18 protein-coding genes are annotated in these 15,568 nt (G+C 41.7%); 12 read left to right on the top strand and 6 right to left on the bottom strand.

The genetic code is table 11. The features are described from left to right. Nucleotides 1–171 precede the first annotated feature (171 nt). A complete protein-coding gene (locus tag I8752_RS38145; RefSeq protein WP_263985895.1) occupies nucleotides 172–303 on the top strand; it encodes a hypothetical protein in 132 nt (43 codons plus the stop codon). On the opposite strand, the gene I8752_RS22825 is transcribed toward I8752_RS38145, so the two are convergent. After that, nucleotides 300–881, bottom strand: coding sequence for a tyrosine-type recombinase/integrase (locus tag I8752_RS22825; RefSeq protein ID WP_214434548.1), 582 nt, complete (start codon nucleotides 879–881; stop codon nucleotides 300–302). The genes I8752_RS38145 and I8752_RS22825 overlap by 4 nt on opposite strands. 218 nt (nucleotides 882–1,099) lie before the next feature. Between I8752_RS22825 and I8752_RS22820 the strand changes: the two genes are divergently transcribed. The 10 genes from I8752_RS22820 to mutL all read left to right on the top strand — a co-directional run bounded on the left by I8752_RS22820 (nucleotide 1,100) and on the right by mutL (nucleotide 8,530). Further along, entirely contained in the window at nucleotides 1,100–1,417 is a 318-nt protein-coding gene (locus tag I8752_RS22820) for a hypothetical protein (RefSeq protein ID WP_214434547.1), read from the top strand. 15 nt (nucleotides 1,418–1,432) lie between these two features. Next, nucleotides 1,433–1,918, top strand: coding sequence for a hypothetical protein (locus I8752_RS22815; protein ID WP_214434546.1), 486 nt, complete (start codon nucleotides 1,433–1,435; stop codon nucleotides 1,916–1,918). Then, entirely contained in the window at nucleotides 1,918–3,894 is a 1,977-nt protein-coding gene (locus tag I8752_RS22810) for a hypothetical protein (RefSeq protein WP_214434545.1), read from the top strand. Before I8752_RS22815 ends, I8752_RS22810 begins: the two co-directional genes overlap by 1 nt. Further along, nucleotides 3,891–4,700, top strand: a complete 810-nt coding sequence (locus I8752_RS22805; RefSeq protein ID WP_214434544.1) for a hypothetical protein — start codon at nucleotides 3,891–3,893, stop codon at nucleotides 4,698–4,700. Before I8752_RS22810 ends, I8752_RS22805 begins: the two co-directional genes overlap by 4 nt. 121 nt (nucleotides 4,701–4,821) lie before the next feature. Beyond that, entirely contained in the window at nucleotides 4,822–5,163 is a 342-nt protein-coding gene (locus I8752_RS22800) for a hypothetical protein (RefSeq protein WP_214434543.1), read from the top strand. 44 nt (nucleotides 5,164–5,207) lie between these two features. After that, the gene (locus I8752_RS22795; protein ID WP_214434542.1) at nucleotides 5,208–5,627 is read left to right on the top strand and encodes a hypothetical protein; all 420 of its coding nucleotides are present in this window, start codon (nucleotides 5,208–5,210) and stop codon (nucleotides 5,625–5,627) included. A 2-nt stretch (nucleotides 5,628–5,629) separates the two neighbouring features. Beyond that, nucleotides 5,630–6,004: a hypothetical protein gene (locus I8752_RS22790; RefSeq protein WP_214434541.1), complete on the top strand. Its 375-nt coding sequence runs from the start codon at nucleotides 5,630–5,632 to the stop codon at nucleotides 6,002–6,004. A 15-nt stretch (nucleotides 6,005–6,019) separates the two neighbouring features. Next, entirely contained in the window at nucleotides 6,020–6,385 is a 366-nt protein-coding gene (locus tag I8752_RS22785; RefSeq protein ID WP_214434540.1) for a hypothetical protein, read from the top strand. A gap of 46 nt (nucleotides 6,386–6,431) precedes the next feature. Continuing rightward, nucleotides 6,432–6,626 (top strand): hypothetical protein, encoded by a 195-nt coding sequence (locus I8752_RS22780; RefSeq protein ID WP_214434539.1) that lies wholly within the window; start codon nucleotides 6,432–6,434, stop codon nucleotides 6,624–6,626. Between the two features lie 101 nt (nucleotides 6,627–6,727). Further along, nucleotides 6,728–8,530: a DNA mismatch repair endonuclease MutL gene (mutL, locus tag I8752_RS22775; RefSeq protein ID WP_214434538.1), complete on the top strand. Its 1,803-nt coding sequence runs from the start codon at nucleotides 6,728–6,730 to the stop codon at nucleotides 8,528–8,530. Nucleotides 8,531–8,603: 73 nt separating this feature from the next. On the opposite strand, the gene I8752_RS38465 is transcribed toward mutL, so the two are convergent. From I8752_RS38465 to I8752_RS22760, 4 genes are read right to left on the bottom strand one after another with little or no spacing between them, the layout of a single operon-like run. Continuing rightward, nucleotides 8,604–8,783, bottom strand: a complete 180-nt coding sequence (locus I8752_RS38465) for a hypothetical protein (RefSeq protein ID WP_318780884.1) — start codon at nucleotides 8,781–8,783, stop codon at nucleotides 8,604–8,606. A 30-nt stretch (nucleotides 8,784–8,813) separates the two neighbouring features. Continuing rightward, nucleotides 8,814–8,972: a hypothetical protein gene (locus I8752_RS38460; protein ID WP_318780883.1), complete on the bottom strand. Its 159-nt coding sequence runs from the start codon at nucleotides 8,970–8,972 to the stop codon at nucleotides 8,814–8,816. Continuing rightward, complete coding sequence (locus tag I8752_RS22765) at nucleotides 8,969–9,256, bottom strand: hypothetical protein (protein WP_225895845.1); 288 nt, start codon at nucleotides 9,254–9,256, stop codon at nucleotides 8,969–8,971. Before I8752_RS22765 ends, I8752_RS38460 begins: the two co-directional genes overlap by 4 nt. Then, the gene (locus I8752_RS22760) at nucleotides 9,237–13,166 is read right to left on the bottom strand and encodes a hydantoinase B/oxoprolinase family protein (protein ID WP_214434537.1); all 3,930 of its coding nucleotides are present in this window, start codon (nucleotides 13,164–13,166) and stop codon (nucleotides 9,237–9,239) included. The genes I8752_RS22765 and I8752_RS22760 overlap by 20 nt, the downstream gene beginning before the upstream one ends. Nucleotides 13,167–13,507: 341 nt before the next feature. Between I8752_RS22760 and I8752_RS22755 the strand changes: the two genes are divergently transcribed. Then, entirely contained in the window at nucleotides 13,508–14,404 is an 897-nt protein-coding gene (locus tag I8752_RS22755) for a bestrophin family protein (RefSeq protein WP_214434536.1), read from the top strand. 178 nt (nucleotides 14,405–14,582) lie between these two features. On the opposite strand, the gene I8752_RS22750 is transcribed toward I8752_RS22755, so the two are convergent. Then, nucleotides 14,583–15,431, bottom strand: coding sequence for a M28 family peptidase (locus I8752_RS22750; protein WP_214434535.1), 849 nt, complete (start codon nucleotides 15,429–15,431; stop codon nucleotides 14,583–14,585). Nucleotides 15,432–15,568 lie beyond the last annotated feature (137 nt).

Below are 15,568 nucleotides of genomic sequence, written 5' to 3'. Positions count from 1 at the left end.
CCCTCATCTCCCTCATCTCCCTCATCTTCCCCACCCCTCTAGTGTCAGGCATTCTCAATAATCAGGTTTTGGGCGATCGCCATTCCTGGGGCCACGCGCACAGGGTTAAAAGTATTGATTTTTCGTTGCTTCATCCACGAAAAGTGTTTAAAAGCAAAATTATTGTTGCTAGTGAGTAGCGATAAGTGGGTGAAAACGAAAAATGCGATCGCGCAGAAGGCTTTCAGAGGCGATCGCAAATCCGATCAGATTCTCTTGTGCCATCAGCATATTCGCACTTGGTATGAATTGTCTTTCTTTTAGAGGGTTGCGATCGCCGCCCGAACCTCGTCGATGTCAACTTCTAAATAAGGGTCTAAGCCTTTGTTATCGCGGTGTCCGGTGATTTTGCGAATCACAGCTTTATCAACACCATTTTTTCGCAATCGGTTGACTAGACTCCGGCGGGTAGTGTGAGTTGAAATTCCCCTAGTCCCCATTCCGGCATTCTCAGCTGCCCGCTTGAGAATGTCATAGGCATTTCGCCAAGTAATGGGCTTTTCACCGCACCGCGAAGGAAATAACCACAGCGAGTCCCCAGGTACAAACCTAGAGAGCGATTCTCGTAAATTTTCATGCACTGCAATTTCTACCGTGTCAGCTGTGCCATCTGGTCGATGTTTGCGAATGATGGCCGGAAAAACCAGCACATCTTTAGGCTTGCCCTTAGCATCATAAACATCGCTCACTTTTAACTTGATGAGTGCCCCCCATCGCTCACCTGTGTACCAACCAAGGTCTAAAAGTAATTTATACTTATCAGTTTTAACTTGCTTGCGAATTTTTACAAAGTCACTATCACTAATGACAGCTGCTTTTCCTTTTCTGTTATTTTTAGCCATATAAGAAATTGAACTTTAGATGTTCCGTTTTTACCTCTTAATTAGGTAAAAACGGAATTTTGTAGATATTCACTAATAGTAAATATTTGCTCAATCCTATTGTTGGCAATGGTTACACGCCATCAGAGGATATACCACTTCTACATAAAAGTAGAACATTTACTGATTTTTACTTTCCGCATAAAACGGATTTATTCACTTCAATAAAAATTCGTTTTATGTCTCAGCCGGCAATTACTGATTTATTTGGGGCAAACTCAACATTTTCGGGAACTCCCAAAGTTTTAGAAATTCCCCTAACTTCTCTACCAGCTTTAACAAGTGCTAACCCAACAGCATTAGAACTGTATGGAGCGATTGTAGCGACTGCTCACGCTTGGATAACTGCCAATACAGATGCTTCAGTAATGGCTACAAGTGATTTAACAATATCTTCTCCAATAACTCGAAATGGAATTGCTAAAACTCAATTCCAGTATTCAGAGCGGTTCTATGGACCTTATACCGCACCAACATTTGACCCGAACACTGTTTAAGGTTGATTAAAAAATATGACTACTAAATGTTGGCGTTTCAGCGGCAAAGGATTTGATAACAATTCCTACGAATTTTTTGCATGTGGAGAAGTTGCAGAATTTCGTAGTGCTGGCAACGGTGGAGTATGGCTATTTGTTGATGGTAGTAATGTTGGTGGCAACGGATATTACTATCAGCCAAGCACCGCAACTGTTAATGCTGTTGCCGATGAAACTCCTACCTCTGGTTACACTAGCAGTGGCAGTTGTGCAACGTGCCGCGCTGATAAATACGATTGTTTAAACGGGCAATGTATACCTAAAACCACTTATAACACCCCAGGATTGTACAATTCACTCGAAGATTGTCAAGCAGTTTGTGCAAATGGCGGCGCTTGCGCTGAGGGAAAAAAATGTGTAGACCCAACAACATTTTGCCCGGATGGGCATGTGTGTATTGAGCAAGGCGAATACAACAGTATTCAAGGATTAGTTGACAAAATTAAGAGTGAGGTTTGTTAATGTCGCAAGCTGGGCAATCACTCATTAATTCACTGTCAGGTATTAGTGGTTGCTCTGGTCATCAATGCGATTGCTGCAACCAATTGCAATCACAAATTGATAATTTGCAAGCACAAATACACCAAGTCAATCAAAGAATTGTAGAAAACGAACTTCACGACGCAGAGCAAGATAGCAGAATTGAATATTTAGAAGCCAAAATCATTGGTTTGGTAATTGCGGATTTAGTGGCGGGACTAGTGGCGCTCGCATTGCCGGAACTTTTAGCTCTTGCCGGGCCAGCAATTCAGGGAATAATCGGCTCTATACTTCCTGCTGCGATTGCTACAGCGATTGCAGCAGGAATTAAAGAACTTACGGAATTTTTAGGTGTTGCAGTTGAAGAAATAGGCAGCGTTAAAAGCGTGGCTAAAACTGAAGTTGAGGGTATAGGTAGTGTTGCCAAAACTGAAGTAGAAGCAATAGGTAGCACTGCTAAAACTGGAGTAGAAGCAGTAGGCAACACTGTTAAAACTGAAGTTAAAGATGTGATTAGTGCTGGCAAATCTGAGGTTAAAGATGCGGTAGTCGCTGGTAAATCTGAGGTCAAAGATGCGGTCAATAATGCAAAGTCTGAAGTGCAAGATGTAGTAACTGTTGGTAAGACTGAGGTCAAAGATGCAGCCAATAGTGCTAAATCTGAGGTGCAAGATGCGGTAGTCGCTGGTAAATCTGAGGTCAAAGATGCGGTCAATAATGCAAAGTCTGAAGTAGAAGATGTAGTAACTGCTGGTAAGTCAGAGGTCAAAGATGCGGTCAACAGTGCCAAATCAGAAGTAGAAGATGCAGTAGTTGCTGGTGAGTCAGAGGTAAAAGATGCAGTCAGCAGTGCCAAATCTGAGGTCAAAGATGCAGTAGTTGCTGGTAAATCTGAGGTCAAAGATGCGGTAGCCGCTGGTAAGTCAGAGGTCAAAGATGCGGTCAATAGCGCTGAAACAGAAATAAAACTAATAGAAGATGCTTTACAAAAAGACCTGAAAGCAATCACTGATGCCAGCGAAGCTGAAATTAAAGAAATTACCGATTCTGCGGCTACTCAAATTCGCAATCTTGCAGATTCGTCCAAATTAGAAATAGAAACTGTTTCTAATACTGTAAAGCCACCGACAGTAGAACCTCCCACATCTGTGTTAAAAAATGAGTTAGAAACTGGGCTTCAATCTGTCAAAACTGAGTTACAAAATACTGTTAATAATCTTCCTAGTAAAATACTTGAAACTATAGAACATAATCCTCTAATAGCAGGTTTAATTGGTGCGACTGCGGTTAATTCTGCTTTTGAAGGAGTTTTGCAATCGCAAATTAATGAATTGAGAAATGAATTAAATAATCAAAAGAATAATGAAGCAAATAAGCAGGATAAACCAGTGCAAATGTCTACTATTGCTGTGATTGTCTTCGACCACTGCGATGAAAATCACAATCCAGTTTATAGTTACAAAAATGTATCGGTGATAGCTGGTACTGAAGATAATGAAGCGCTGAAATTCCAAGAAATAGCCAAGACTAACGGTCAACAATGTTCGATTACTAGTGTTTCTGGTGGCCCGTTTGCAAATGTGTTGAACGAAGTGCGCGATATTGGCTCAAATTTAATCAATGCTTCCGAACAAACTATTAGTATGGTTGGGCAAGGTTTCAACGCCCTACAAGATGATGGGATACTATCAGAAAATAACTGGAAGTACACCCCAGAACACATCTCTCTTAAAGCAGGAGTATTAGCTAATTTATCTGCCAGTACCGCTACTGATGCTTTGACTGTAGTTAACAATCAATCTACTCAAACAGCCTCACAATTGTCGCAACAGATCAATAGTGAAACCTCAACTTTAAATACTAACTTAGAAACGGCAATAACTAACGCAACCAATCAAAGAAATCAAGAAATTCAGCAAGCAACAGGAACTACTTTTAGCTGGGAAGATTTAACATGAGTGGCGTGAGAAACTGGGCATTGATTCGCAGAGGATTAATTAATGGTACTTCCTACAATGCGGAAGTAAATACATATTTCGGTGATACTTCTGCTGACGCTGGACGAGACGCAGCTAAAAATCTCTGCCTAATAACTCCTACTGACTCCATGCAAATTGCTGCACAACGGCAATCATTCTTCTATCATCAAGTTCTGAAAATTCAAGACAAACCGATTATTATCGGACAACCAAAAACCATCTTTGATTCAGAGGTGATGTATCATCCTGAAGTATCAATAGAATTGCGTCAGGACTTCGCCTCAGTGCCTAGAGGTAGACAGGCTAAAGATGCACGTTTCGGCTGGCGGTTAATGAATGAAACCAGCGAATCTTTAACACTGGAAAAAATCAACAATATTGCCTCACTAGTTTATCAACATTTCTTTTCAAACAATAATGTATTTAACTTTAACAAAGGTAAGGTTATTGGTTGGTACACCTCACCTGTTGACGGTCTTCATCTACAGCTTTATTGTCTAGATGTTGAGGAAGCCGAAAGAGTGGCTAAGTATGTTGTTCAAAGTATCAACAAAACTTGGAATGACAACATTTTTAAAACCACCACACCCAAACGCAACAATTTAATCACACCACCACAAATAACTATTCTCGGTAAACAGCAAGATGCCCCCGTATGGCGACCAAATATTAATGTTCGAGCTTACAAGGCATATATGACTGTTTGGGGAACAGAAAACAAGGTTTATGAGTTAGTAGGGCGACTAGCAAATGGTGAGTTTGCTGCTCTAAACGTAGGTAGTTAATACTGACACTCACCGTTGTGCAGTCACAGCTATAGGAACCCTATAGGGTTCCTAGTCCGTTCAGCAGTCGTTGTACAGCCTAAGATGCGAAGTAACAAGCGCGACAACGAGAACTGAGTGTATGGCAAATCTGAAATCTTATTTACTGACAATCGACGGCATTAATTATGCATTGCATCTTGATAGCAATGTTTATGAAGGCATCAAGGACATGGTTGGACTTTCTGATATGCCAAGTCCTGCTCCAGCTAGCTTACGTCAAACCTCGATTGCAGAACTAGAAAAGAATGGTTTAGCACACAAAATTAGTGTTGGGCTGGCAACAACACAAGATGGCAAAATCACGAAGCGTAAAACAGTAATGTGCCCCTCAACAAAGCCTTTCAAAAACATGATTGGCAAGCAGATTACTAGTTTGTATGTTAAGTCAGCTAGCGTCAAAACCCATCGTAATTTTGTCTAAATAATTTCACCTCAAAATCATAGTTAAGTATAGGAATAATTGATATGGCTGGACTTTACGCAACATTAGCAGTGACAGGAAATCAGCTTGCTCTTGATGGCACTGAAAAACCCTTTACCTTTTATTTTCGGGGTGCAAAAACACTTTACGAAGATAATACATGGAAAACTGCTACCGGTATCACAGATGTTACAGCAACTCACGGCAACCAAGTTGTCCTTACAGATGTTGGCGACCTGCTTTTACACGGAATCCTCAGAACGGCAGAAGTTGAGATTATAGATAGTGATACTAAAAAAGTGTTAGCTATCAAACGAGTTCGCTACTCTGGATTGAAAGCAGCCACTATTGAAGAAAAAACGGCTGATGGTGGAATTGTTGGCTTGACATGGAAGGGTGCAGGTAAATTCAACGGTAAACCAGTTGGTGCGGTTATTGAAACCAGAAAGATGATTGTTGACTAATAATGACTGATTTTAGTGACCTAACTAAGTGGAATCTAATATTAGATTCCACTAAAAACGCAACAATATCAGGTGGGAGTATTATTGAGCCGATAGCACCGTTTGAGCCATCCCACCTTTTTTTATCTTCAGTTGTGGCAGTTCAAGTTTCTAGTGTTTCAGCTAAAGCAACTTGGTATAAAGCAGGATATTTAAATCAAGCTATCCCAGTACCATTGTCGTTAGGCTTGGCGCTTGGAGAGTCTCGTCTTATTTCTTTGTTGACTCCAGTAATCATCAATTTCTTGAGTTTTACAAGCAACTATAAACTATCTTTTGAAGTCCCCAAATACTTTAAAGATTGCACTTTGAAGATTTGGGAGTTTACAGGCGAATAATCAAACTAACATTCAATGAAAATTGATATTAACAATGCTTTAACTATTATTTCTGGACTTCTTTTAGTTTGTGGAGCAATTTACAGATTAGCTCAAGTTGAAGCAAATATAAACGCCAGAATCAGAGCCGTTGAGACTAATGTTTTAAACGCAGTTGATGAACTAAAAAATAATTTTGTTGATAGATTACACACAACAGAGAAAAAGTTAGACATACATCTCACTGAGTATCAGGGAAAGAAAGAATATTATGAATACCGAATACATGATTTTGATTCTCGTTTAGAGCATAAGTTTAACCGTTTGCGCGGACTGATTAAACAGTTAGCCGGCTTTCTTAATAAGCAAGCTGGTTTTGTCCTTCGTGATGACGAATACTAATTCTCGCTAGGGAATACTATCAACAAAATAACCAGGAGTGATTCAAATGTCTCAGCAAACACTCAACAAAATCACCACGATTCTAGGTTTGATTGCCGGCGGGTCAACTCTGCTCGGTGGCGCTGGGCTAATTGGCCAAGGTGTAGCCGGAACTGTGGCAGGTGTCGCGACGGCTATCCTCGGTTACTTGGTGCATCAAACCCCTAGCGACCAGCAACCAGCATCACCACCCACGAAGTAAGTCTATTGGGGATTCTTTACAATTAATAAAAATTTCTATTGAACTGTCAAGAAAATTGCTTATTCTATTCAGTGGTTGGCTGCTCGCCTAGACTGTAACTTATGGCATCTACTATTCAAGCTTTACCGACAGAAGTCGTCTATCTGATTACAGCTGGAGAGGTAATCGACTCTTTAGCATCTGTAGTGCGGGAATTGGTAGAAAATTCCCTGGATGCAGGTGCAACGCGAATCGTGGTTTCCCTATGGCCGCAGCAATGGCGCATTCGCGTTGCAGATAACGGCTGCGGGATGAACTTAGATGACTTGCAACAAGCAGCTTCAGCCCACAGTACTAGTAAAATTCGCTCTAGTGCGGACTTGTGGAAAATCAACAGTTTGGGTTTTCGTGGTGAGGCATTACACAGCTTAACGACTCTCGCAGAGTTGGAAATTTTGAGTCGTCCAGCGAGTGGCAATGTCGGATGGCGGGTTATCTATGGTGATGGCGGCAAAGCCGTGCAAGTAGAACCAACTGCGATCGCTCCTGGTACAGTTGTCACAGTCTCTAATTTATTTGCCAATTGTGCATCTCGTCGTCAAGGCTTACCCCCAACAGCACAGCAAATGAAAGCCGTGCAAGCGGCAATTCAACAAATTGCCTTGTGTCATCCCCATGTTACTTGGCAAGTTTGGCAAAACGATCGTCAATGGATAACCATCTATCCCGCTGCCACAGTCGGAAAACTACTGCCCCAAATCTTACCGCAAATCCGACAAGGCGATTTACAAGAAGTAAAACTCGAAATACCCAATCCTTCTGTAGAGGCGAACAACCGTTCGCCCCTACTAACTCCCAATTCTTGTACAGACGCGATTAATCGCGTCTCTACTCCACACTCAGCACTGTCGCTGGTGGTAGGATTACCAGACCGTTGCCATCGCCGTCGTCCAGATTGGGTGCGAGTGGCTATAAATAGACGGACGATCAAATCACCAGAACTTGAGCAAACAATTTTTGCAGCATTTCATAGAACATTACCACGCGATCGCTATCCAGTTTGTTTCCTACATCTTGTCATTTCCCCCGACCAAATCAACTGGAATCGCAATCCCGCAAAAACAGAAGTTTACCTCAACGAACTAACTTATTGGCAAGAACAAGTTACCCAAGCAATTAACCAAGCACTGCAAATTTCTGCCGCCAATCTTAAAGAATCTGTCCACACAACACGAGTAACTAAACTACTCAAAGCAGCAGAAGAAAAAGGTAACTATAACTTTAATCCTCAGAATTCAAATGGAGAAGACAAGACTCAGCACTCAGCACTCAGCAACGCCACTTGCTCCACTTGGGGAGACCCCAAGACCGCAGTGGCTCCTCAGCACTCGTTAAAAGCTGTAGCGCAAGTGAGTAATACTTATATTGTTGCCGAACATCCTGGGGGAATGTGGTTAGTAGAACAGCACATCGCTCACGAGCGAGTTTTATACGAGCAATTATGCGATAACTGGCGACTCATTCCCGTCGAACCCGCAATTATTCTTTATCAATTATCGCCAGCCCAAGTTTCTCAATTACAACGCATCAATTTAGATATCGAACCCTTTGGCGAACAACTCTGGGCTGTTCGTAATATTCCCGCAATCTTGCAGCAGCGAGAAGATTGTGCTGAAGCAATTTTAGAGCTTAGTTTGGGAGGCGACTTACAAACCGCTCAAGTCGCCGTTGCTTGTCGTAGTGCCATTCGTAACGGTACGCCGATGAACTTGCAACAAATGCAAACACTTTTGGATGATTGGCAACGCACTCGCAACCCCCGTACCTGCCCTCACGGACGACCAATTTATTTATCATTAGAAGAATCAGCTTTAGCTCGGTTTTTCCGACGTAATTGGGTGATTGGTAAAAGTCACGGGATTTGATTTTATCTGGCACAAAAATGCAAAAAGTTAACACCGCACTTAATTTGATCTAGGAGCGATCGCCTTTTTATTTTTACCCAAGTGTCAATATTCCTGCTGAAAAATTTACAGCCAGTGGCAAAATTTTCAACCACTGCAAACCTAGTAAAGGTTCGCGAATTTCCAAGGATGCTACAGCAGGAATTATGTACTCTTGTTGATTTCGTACAACTCTTCCCTCATAGATGTCAAAGAACTCTTCACCTCTTGCCATCTGGATTGTGCGATTACTTTCAAGTAAAGACTAACCTAGACTTCCAGCATCTTGGGTATTAAGTAACAAGAATCCAGTTGTAAAGCCTATATCTAATAAAACATCTATTCTAAATTGCTCTCCATCAACAGCTATTAAATCAATTTCAAAAATTAGCTCTCCAATCTCACCAAATTTACCTGAGTTCATATTCTGCCACAAGTTACTGTCTCATTAAGACGGAAGGTGACAAGCCAGCCACTAGGATACTTTTGACGTGCTTTTTGTTCAGCAACTTCTATATCTCGATCGATAAAATAATCACCACAATTTGCTTCAATAGTAATGAACCAATTGTAATGTTCATCTATTAATTCAGGACAAATTTGTTCAAAACGACTACGAGCTTTTTTCCCACGAACTTTTTTTTCGGCTTCGCGTTTAGCTAATTCCTCATATATCAAATAGATGACATTATTTACCAGAAACACCATAACCTCCACCACCAGGAGTTTCAATCGCAAACACATCACCAGCATTTATCTCTACCAGAGCTTTACTTCCTAATTCCTCCACAGTTCCATCAGTTCTTTCAACATAATTTTGCCCTACTTTCCCTGCTTCACCACCACACAATCCAAAAGGTTCAATAATCCGGTGATTTGATAAAATTCCCGCTGTCATTTTCTCTAAAAAACGCAAGCGACGAATTACTCCATTTCCCCCATGATGATATCCTTTACCGCCACTATTAGAACGAATTGCGAAACTTTCTAAAACAACAGGAAAACGCCATTCTAATACTTCTGGATCTGTCAGACGCGAATTTGTCATGTGAGTGTGAACTGCATCTGTACCATCAAAATCTGCGCCAGCACCCGAACCACCACAGATGGTTTCATAATATTGATAGCGTTCGTTGCCAAAAGTAAAATTATTCATCGTACCTTGGGAAGCTGCCAATACACCTAATGCACCGTATAAAGTATCAGTAACTGCTTGGGAAGTTTCTACATTTCCCGCTACAACGGCCGCAGGATAGCGAGGATTCAACATAGAGCCTTCAGGAATGATAATTTCTAAAGGTTTTAGACATCCTGCATTCAAGGGAATATCATCATTAACTAAAGTGCGGAATACATACAAAACTGCGGCTTTACATACTGCTGCGGGTGCATTAAAATTGTTTAATTGCTGAGATGAAGTACTTGTAAAATCGATTTTGGCACTACGCTTTTCTTTGTTAATGGTAATTGCAACCTGAATAATACTGCCATCATCCAAAGCGTAACTGAAACTACCATCTTTTAAAACTTCAATTACACGACGCACAGATTCTTCAGCATTATCTTGTACAAAGCCCATGTAAGCTTGTACAGTTTCTAAGCTGTAGTGTTCTACCATTTTGAGCAGTTCTTGTACGCCGCGTTCGTTTGCAGCAATTTGCGCTTTTAAATCTGCAATATTTTGATTAATATTCCGTACAGGATATGGTTCGCTTGTTAATAACTGTATTAATTCTTGTTCGCGGAATTTTCCTGCATCAACTAACTGGAAATTATCTAGTAAAATTCCTTCTTCTGTCAGATTGGCACTGTTAGGTGGCATCGAACCCGGAGTAATACCGCCGATGTCTGCATGGTGTCCGCGTGAGGCGACGTAGAAGAGTGGAAAATGGGGATTGGAGACGCGATTAATCGCGTCTGTACAAGGCAGTCGAGAGTTAGCAAATACTGGGGTGATAACGGTGATATCTGGTAGATGAGTACCTCCGTTGTAAGGGTTGTTAGAGACGAATACATCTTTAGGTTTGATGGTGTCGCCATAAGTGGCAATCAACGCTTGTACGCTTTCACTCATAGAACCCAGATGTACGGGGATATGAGGTGCATTTGCCACTAATTGTCCGGAACCGTCGAAGATAGCACAGGAAAAATCTAGCCTTTCTTTAATATTTACAGAAGAACTGGTATTTTGTAGTGTAATACCCATTTGTTCGGCGATCGCTCGAAACAAATTATTGAAAATTTCCAGCATCACAGGATCTTTTTGAGTGCTGAGTTCTGAGTTCTGGGTGCTGAGTTGTAATTTTTGTTTTTGTCGTCGTAGTACTAAATGATTAAGTGGAGTTAGTTCGGCTTGCCAATGCGGTTCTATAACATTCGTCCCCGTTGCTTCCACAATAATTGCTGGGCCAAAAATACAATCTCCTGGTTGCAAATCATCTCGCTGATACACTGGCGTATTATGCCACGCGCTAGCCGCGTACATCTGCACAGTTGCAACTGCCACAGGTACATTATCATCCCTACGTGATAATACAGTTTCTTCTGACGCATCATGCTTTGCCACAACCTCAACCGAAACCGCTTCCACAATCAACCGCTTCTCTGAGGCAATAAACCCATAACGCTGCCGATGCAACCCTTCAAACTGACTCTGCATCGTTTCCACATTGCCAAAATCCACAATCAAAGGTGCATCCGTTCCCTCATATCTCAAATGCACTTTGCGATAAAACTCTATCTTTTCTTCTTCCTCTGTGCCCTCAGCGTCTCCGTGGTTCAATTCCCCCTTCCCCTCTCTTGCCAACGCTGCCAACACAGACTCCAACTCAGGCAACAAACCCTCACTCAAAACACCTTCCACCGATTTTTCTCGAATCGCCCGCACGTCCGCCAAACCCATACCATAAGCCGATAACACCCCAGCATAGGGATGAATAAACACTTGCCTCATCCCTAAAGCATCGGCAATTAAACAAGCATGTTGCCCACCCGCACCGCCAAAGCAACACAAAGTATACTCCGACACATCATAACCACGTTGTAGAGAGATTTTTTTGATTGCATTCGCCATTTTATCAACTGCGATCGCCAAAAATCCTGTCGCCACCTCTTCGGGCGTGCGATTATCTGCAATTTCCGCTGCTAACTGTGTAAACTTCTGCCTAACTACCTCTGCATCAAGTGGCAAATTCGCATTTGGGCCGAACACTTGAGGAAAAAACTCTGGCTGCAACTTGCCTACTATTACATTGCAATCTGTCACTGTCAGCGGCCCTCCCTTGGAATAGGAAGCCGGGCCGGGATTTGCCCCTGCTGACTCTGGCCCCACCCGATACCGAGAACCATCAAATTGCACAATCGAACCGCCACCCGCAGCCACAGTATGAATTGCCATCATCGGTGTTCGCAGACGCACACCTGCTACTTCAGTTTCAAAGGTGCGTTCGTATTCGCCATTGTAATGAGCCACATCCGTAGATGTGCCACCCATATCAAAGCTGATAATCTTATGAAATCCAGCCATTAAACTTGTTTGGACTGCCCCCACAATTCCCCCAGCTGGCCCTGATAAAATGCTGTCCTTGCCTTGGAAGTTTTCAGCGTCAGTCAGTCCGCCGTTGGATTGCATAAACATTAGCTTCGCTGGGGACTGGGGAGATGAAGAAGACGCGGAGAGGGGGAGATGGGGGGACGCGGAGAGTTCTTTTAATAAATTCCCCGCATCCCCCTTCGGGTTCGGAAGTTTGGACTCGACGGGAACCCTTACGGGTTCGGCAGTTCCTCCACTTGGGGAGACCTCAAGATCGGACTGCCTCACCGCCAAGACTCCAACTTCCTCACCGCGTCCCCGTGTCTCTGTGTCATCTTTGTCTTCGTCCCCGCGTCCCCGTGTCCCTGTGTCATTTCTAGTTAGCTGATTTGCTACTCGATCCACATACCGCCTCAGAATTGGCGATAAGTAGGCATCAACCACAGTTGTATCGCCCCGACTAACTAATTTCATTAAAGGGCTAACTTCATGCGATACTGAAACTTGAGTAAATCCAATACTCCGTGCTAGGTGATAAACCTGCTTTTCATGTGCGGGATAACGGTATCCGTGCATGAAAATAATGGCACATGAACGAATCCCATCATCAAATGCTGCTTGTAATTGGGGACGAACAGCATCTAAGTTTAGGGGTATTAACTCCTCTCCTTGGGCGCTGTAACGTTCCTCTACCTCAATTACCCGCTCATACAGGATTTCTGGCAAAATAATCTGACGAGCAAAAATATCGGGACGGTTTTGATAACCGATTCGTAGCGCATCCCGAAATCCTTGAGTGATGATTAAAACGGTGCGATCGCCTTTTTTTTCTAACAGTGCATTTGTCGCCACAGTGGTTCCCATCTTCACCACAGCAATTTCATTTGCTGGAATCGGCGCATTAGCCGGAATCTGCAAAATTTCTCGAATTCCTTGCACTGCGGCATCAGTGTAGCGTTCTGGATTTTCCGACAGTAGCTTGTAAATCACTAGCTGTCCATCAGGGCGCTTTGCCACAATATCAGTGAACGTACCCCCCCTGTCAATCCAAAATTCCCATCGGTTACTAAGTTGAGAAGAAGTCATGGCAGCTTTATGAGTACTGGCTAAATGCTATTATCGCTACCTTTAAAGGTATGCGATCGCCAAATCCGATAAAAAAGCAATAAAAGTAGGCGAAGAAAATTGGAGCTAAACCACGCCTGATGACTTCTTTTCTAGTTAAAATTACTTAGTTTTTCCAGCTTAAAAGTATATATGTACTGCTATGATGATTTTCAAGCGATCGCTAGCACAGTAAATATCTGAGTAAATTTAGCAAGCAACCTATTCTCTCTAGCAATCTCGCATATAATCACCGTTATCATCGGTGCTACTTATAGAGGTATATTTATAAATTGTGAAAAGTTCGCGATTAGGTTAACTGCATGGTATTTGAAAAAAAACAGTGGTTTCAAATGGCTTTACAATTACGAGGTTCAGTAATTGCAGCCATTTATCAACGTGTTTTCTGGTTTGGGGTTTTCGGCTTTTTGGTTGCCGGACTCTACAACTTAAAAAAACCTGTATCTCAACCTATTTTAGGAAGTGTTATTCCCAGTATTGTTTTAGGTTTATTACTAGTTTTCCGCACGAATACTGCTTACGAGCGTTTTTGGGAAGGAAGAAAATGCTGGGGTTCTATAGTAAATAATGTCCGAAACATCGCCCGCCAAATTTGGGTATCTATTGATGAAAAATCTCCAGGAGATAGAGAAGAAAAAATTGCTACATTACGTTTGTTGTTAGCTTTTGCTGTGACAACTAAATTGCACTTGCGGGGAGAACCCGTCAATAGTGAGTTAGAAGAATTAATGTCTCCTTCGAGATACAAAAAACTGAAAAATATGAATCATCCTCCTTTAGAGGTAGCTTTCTGGATTGGAGATTACTTGCAAAAACAAAACATCCGAAATTGCTTAAATAACTACCAACTAACATCTATTCAAGAATTATTAAATAATCTAGTGGATAATTTAGGTGGTTGCGAACGAATTTTAAAAACACCCATGCCGCTAGCCTATTCTATTCATCTCAAGCAATTATTATTATTATATTGCTTCTTACTGCCTTTCCAAATGGTTGAAAGTCTTGGTTGGTGGACAGGGCCAATTGTGGCGTTAGTTAGTTTTACTTTGTTTGGTATTGAAGCTATTGGTTTAGAAATAGAAAATCCTTTTGGTTATGATGCTAATGACTTACCATTGGATGCAATTTGTAATACAATGAAACGCAATATCGACGATTTAATTAGTTTATCTCCCAGCGTTGAATTTTATAATTGAAGAATTCAAGAGTCAGAATAAATTTATGAATTCTGTAATGTCAGACTGGGTGATGAACATTGGTTTAAAACCTCGTCCCTAGAGGACAAAACTGATATTAAATATTTTTATTGTTTAAAAGTCTATCCTTTATGGGTAGAGTATTCTGAATTCTGGATTCTGACTCCTGACTCCTGTTTTATAACCGTCTAATACCAAGTTCTAAACCTTCGCAGACACCTGTGAGAAAATCTAAATCTAAAGTGGCGATCGCATCGCTAGGTTTGTGATAGTGAGGATTCCGCATAAAAGCAGTATCTGTCACCATAATTGCTGGATATCCCGCATCCCAAAAAGGTGCATGATCGCTCAGTCTAGTTTGACGAACTATTAAACCTTTGTTTGGTACTGGCAACCATTGACTGGCTATACCAACTTGACGAATATTACGACTAATGCCAATTAAATCAGGAATTGTCCGCAAATTACCAATTAAAGCAATAAAATCACCTTGATTTGGATAAAAACGTTCCAGCGGTGGCGGATAATTTTGAGAGCCAGGAGTAGCATCGCAATATCCCAACATTTCTAGGGACATCATTAAGCGTAGTGGTTGCTGTTGTTGGCGTAATAAGGCAGCATATTCAGCACTACCTAGCAAGCCGTATTCTTCCATATCAAAAGCAACCAGCCGTAAGGGATATCTTGCTGGTGCAGTGGCAAATTTTCTAGCTAATTCCAACAACACCGCCATCCCAGTAGCATTATCATCTGCCCCTACTGTTCCAGGTACAGCATCATAATGAGCGCCAATTAAAATAAGTGGTAAATCTCTGTTTTTCCCAACAGCTTCGGCAGGTAAATTTAAAATGAGATTCTGACAATTTTTACCTTCTACTTGGAAGGTGTGGAAATCCACACTTCCCCATTGGGCAAATTGTTGACGAATATATTCTTGAACAAAAAAATGCCCAGCCGTTGCTAAGTAAGGGTCGCGTTCTCGTGCTATCTCACTCAAATGAGTTTGTAATCGCTCTTTTAAATTCAAATGTTTAAAATAATCGCAATAACAATCTTTATATGTAGAGACAAAAGGAAAAGCAAACTTAATTAGTGTGGATTTCCCAACTTGAAGATACAGTTAAGTACGGTGTTTAAACTATGAGATTTGCAGTAGTTTGGACA

This window comes from Dendronalium phyllosphericum CENA369, assembly GCF_016056275.1.
Lineage (GTDB): Bacteria > Cyanobacteriota > Cyanobacteriia > Cyanobacteriales > Nostocaceae > Dendronalium > Dendronalium phyllosphericum.
This window is presented reverse-complemented; position numbering and strand designations above follow the sequence as displayed.

What these genes read in the sequence shown, in the direction of transcription:
- I8752_RS22755 (WP_214434536.1), top strand. Translation starts at nt 13,508, where the DNA reads ATGGTATTTGAAAAAAAACAGTGGTTTCAAATGGCTTTACAATTACGA.
- I8752_RS22780 (WP_214434539.1), top strand. Translation starts at nt 6,432, where the DNA reads ATGTCTCAGCAAACACTCAACAAAATCACCACGATTCTAGGTTTGATT.
- I8752_RS22815 (WP_214434546.1), top strand. Translation starts at nt 1,433, where the DNA reads ATGACTACTAAATGTTGGCGTTTCAGCGGCAAAGGATTTGATAACAAT.
- I8752_RS22785 (WP_214434540.1), top strand. Translation starts at nt 6,020, where the DNA reads ATGAAAATTGATATTAACAATGCTTTAACTATTATTTCTGGACTTCTT.
- I8752_RS38465 (WP_318780884.1), bottom strand. Translation starts at nt 8,783, where the DNA reads ATGGCAAGAGGTGAAGAGTTCTTTGACATCTATGAGGGAAGAGTTGTA.
- I8752_RS22760 (WP_214434537.1), bottom strand. Translation starts at nt 13,166, where the DNA reads ATGACTTCTTCTCAACTTAGTAACCGATGGGAATTTTGGATTGACAGG.
- mutL (WP_214434538.1), top strand. Translation starts at nt 6,728, where the DNA reads ATGGCATCTACTATTCAAGCTTTACCGACAGAAGTCGTCTATCTGATT.
- I8752_RS22790 (WP_214434541.1), top strand. Translation starts at nt 5,630, where the DNA reads ATGACTGATTTTAGTGACCTAACTAAGTGGAATCTAATATTAGATTCC.
- I8752_RS22810 (WP_214434545.1), top strand. Translation starts at nt 1,918, where the DNA reads ATGTCGCAAGCTGGGCAATCACTCATTAATTCACTGTCAGGTATTAGT.
- I8752_RS22825 (WP_214434548.1), bottom strand. Translation starts at nt 881, where the DNA reads ATGGCTAAAAATAACAGAAAAGGAAAAGCAGCTGTCATTAGTGATAGT.
- I8752_RS22805 (WP_214434544.1), top strand. Translation starts at nt 3,891, where the DNA reads ATGAGTGGCGTGAGAAACTGGGCATTGATTCGCAGAGGATTAATTAAT.
- I8752_RS22765 (WP_225895845.1), bottom strand. Translation starts at nt 9,256, where the DNA reads ATGGTGTTTCTGGTAAATAATGTCATCTATTTGATATATGAGGAATTA.
- I8752_RS22800 (WP_214434543.1), top strand. Translation starts at nt 4,822, where the DNA reads ATGGCAAATCTGAAATCTTATTTACTGACAATCGACGGCATTAATTAT.
- I8752_RS38460 (WP_318780883.1), bottom strand. Translation starts at nt 8,972, where the DNA reads ATGAACTCAGGTAAATTTGGTGAGATTGGAGAGCTAATTTTTGAAATT.
- I8752_RS22795 (WP_214434542.1), top strand. Translation starts at nt 5,208, where the DNA reads ATGGCTGGACTTTACGCAACATTAGCAGTGACAGGAAATCAGCTTGCT.
- I8752_RS22820 (WP_214434547.1), top strand. Translation starts at nt 1,100, where the DNA reads ATGTCTCAGCCGGCAATTACTGATTTATTTGGGGCAAACTCAACATTT.